This window comes from Streptomyces tricolor (assembly GCF_002155905.1).
In the GTDB taxonomy this organism is placed as follows: domain Bacteria; phylum Actinomycetota; class Actinomycetes; order Streptomycetales; family Streptomycetaceae; genus Streptomyces; species Streptomyces tricolor.
The window spans coordinates 316-2,734 of sequence record NZ_MUMF01000860.1 but is presented as its reverse complement, the minus strand read 5'-3'; the positions used below and the strand labels follow the sequence as shown (position 1 = coordinate 2,734).

The following is a 2,419-nucleotide window of genomic DNA, read 5'->3' as shown; positions in this document are numbered from 1 at the left end:
GCCGCAGCTGGGTCCGCAGCAGGGTCAGGGAGCCGCCCGTACGGCCCTCCAGATGGTCGGTGAGGCGGATGACGGCGTCACAGCGGGCCAGCCACAGGCCGCGCAGGCAGGGGCGGGCGCCGTAGCCGGCGAGGGTGGCGGCGCGGACCGCCGCGGGCGAGCCGACGGCGACGGCGAGCCCGGCGATGTCCTCGGCGGGGTCGCCGAGGGCCGCCGCGGTCCAGTCCAGGATGCCGCGCACCCGGCCGTCGGCGCTGACCACCACGTGCGCGCCGGTCAGGCCGTGGTGGGTGAGGACGGCGGCACCGGGCTGCGTGGCGAGCTGGGCCGCGCCGGGCTGGGTGAGCTGGTGCAGCCGGGCGGCGTCGAACTCGTCGGCCGCGGCGAGCCGTTCGGCCGCGTGCACGGCCATCCGGCGCAGCGCGTCCAGGGAGCGCGGCGCGACGCGCGGCACGCCGAGCGCCTCCGCCTGGCGTGCGGGCACCGTGCGCAGCCCGCTGAGCAGCCCGGCGAGGTCGGCCTCGCCGACCGCGGAGACGTCGTACTCGTCGGCCGTGCCGCCGGGCACCCGGGTGTCGAGGGTGTAGGCCAGGCCGGGCGCCCAGTCGCCGTGCGCGACGCTGGTCGGCACGGCGACGGGTACGTGCGGGCGGACCAGGTCGCGTAGGCGCAGTTCCCGGCGGCGGCGGAGAGAGGCCTCGCGGTCGGGCGCGAGCCGCAGCACATGGCGGCTGCCGATCCACCAGGTGTGCTCGCGGTCCTCCGTCACGGGCCGCACATCGGGTCCCCCGGTGTCGTCGCCGCCCTCCTTGAGCAGCGAACGGACCAGTCTGCGGACGGTGTCCGCGGTGGGTGTCGGAGCCTGGGTCATGGGTCGCGGGTAGCCGTTCCGGGTGTCGTCGAGAAGGGGTCTCCTTGGGCCTCTCAGTCCACTATGACCATCTCACGGGTGGTGTTGTTGAGGCGGCGGCCACCGTCCTCGGTGACCGTGACGATGTCCTCGATACGCACCCCGAAGCGGCCGGGCAGGTAGATGCCGGGCTCCACGGAGAAGCACATGCCGGGCACGAGCGGCTGCTCCTCGCCCTCGATCATGTACGGCGGCTCGTGCGTCGTGACGCCGATGCCGTGCCCGGTGCGGTGGATGAAGTACTCGCCGTACCCGGCGTCCGTGATCACCGCGCGGGCCGCGCGGTCGACCTCCTGGCAGGCCACGCCCGGGCGTACGGCCTGGACGCCGGCCTCCTGGGCGGCGCGCACGACGTCGTGGACCCGGCGCTCCTCCTCGGTCGGCTCGCCGACGTGGACCGTGCGGGTGGTGTCGGAGCCGTAGCCGTTCATCAGCCCGCCGAAGTCGAGGACGACCATGTCGCCGGGCTGGATGACCCGGTCGCCGACCTCGTGGTGCGGGTTGGCGCCGTTCGGGCCGGAGCCGACGATGGTGAAGTCGACCTGGGAGTGGCCGAAGCGGCGCAGCAGACCGGCGAGGTCGTGGCCGACGTCGGACTCGCGACGGTCGGCGAAGGGAACCTTCCGGATCTCCTCGAACGTTGCGTCGGCAGCCGCTCCGGCGGCTGCCAGGAGTTCCAGCTCGGCCGCGTCCTTCACCGCGCGCAGCATGGGCAGGGCGTCGGTGAGGGAGGCGTAGGAGGTGTCGGGGAGGGTCCGCTGGAAGCCCAGCAGGTGCATCGCCCAGGTGTTGTCGCTGATGCCGAACCGGCCGCGGTCGTCGAGGAGGTCGGCGGTGACGGCGTAGGGGTCCTTGCCGTCGGTCCAGTCGCGCAGGGTCAGCGCGGTGGCGCCGGCCGCCTGCTCGGCGTCCGGGGCCTCCAGGGTGGGCACGACGAGGACGGGGTCGCGGCCGGGGGCGAGGACCAGCACGGTGAGCCGTTCCGTGACCGCGGTGGGCGTGTAGCCGGTGAGCCACACCATGTCCGGTCCCGGGGCCACGAGCAGCCCGGCGAGGCCGGCGTCCGCGGCGGAGCGCGCGGCGCGCTCCATGCGGGCCCTGTAGTCGGCGGCGGTGAAGGGCGCGGGCGTACTACCGGTCATCCGGGCCTCCGAGCGCGGGTGAGGAAACGGGCGTGGCAGCGGGTGAGGCGACGGGGTGCGGCGTCTCGGGCAGCATCCTGCCCGCCCGGACAGCGGCACGCGAGCCGGTCCCGGGGCCCTGTGTCCCGGGGGTCGTCGCGAAGGGGCTCGGCATGGGGCCATGATGACGCGCCGGGACGGACGGTGACCAGCGGGTTTCGTGGGGTGTACGAGATCACCGGGCTCGGGGTGGTGCGGCGGGGCGGGGGCTGGAGAATCACGGGCCCCGGAACGGGGCGCTCGCGGCGGCGGACACGGCCGAAGGGCCACGCCGAACGCGGCCGGAGGGCGGCGGGGAACGCCGCCGGAGAGCGACACCGAACACCGC

2 protein-coding genes are annotated in these 2,419 nt (G+C 75.2%); both read right to left on the bottom strand.

What is annotated here, in order from left to right; genetic code table 11:
* A partial coding sequence (locus CCN44_RS40825; protein ID WP_086704244.1) for a phosphotransferase occupies nt 1-871 on the bottom strand: 871 nt, incomplete at its 3' end.
* A gap of 53 nt (nt 872-924) precedes the next feature.
* Nucleotides 925-2,052: an aminopeptidase P family protein gene (locus CCN44_RS40820; RefSeq protein ID WP_086704241.1), complete on the bottom strand. Its 1,128-nt coding sequence runs from the start codon at nt 2,050-2,052 to the stop codon at nt 925-927.
* Between the last annotated feature and the right edge of the window lie 367 nt (nt 2,053-2,419).

Coding starts and splice junctions, on each gene's coding strand:
- CCN44_RS40820 (WP_086704241.1), bottom strand. CDS start 2,052: ATGACCGGTAGTACGCCCGCGCCCTTCACCGCCGCCGACTACAGGGCC.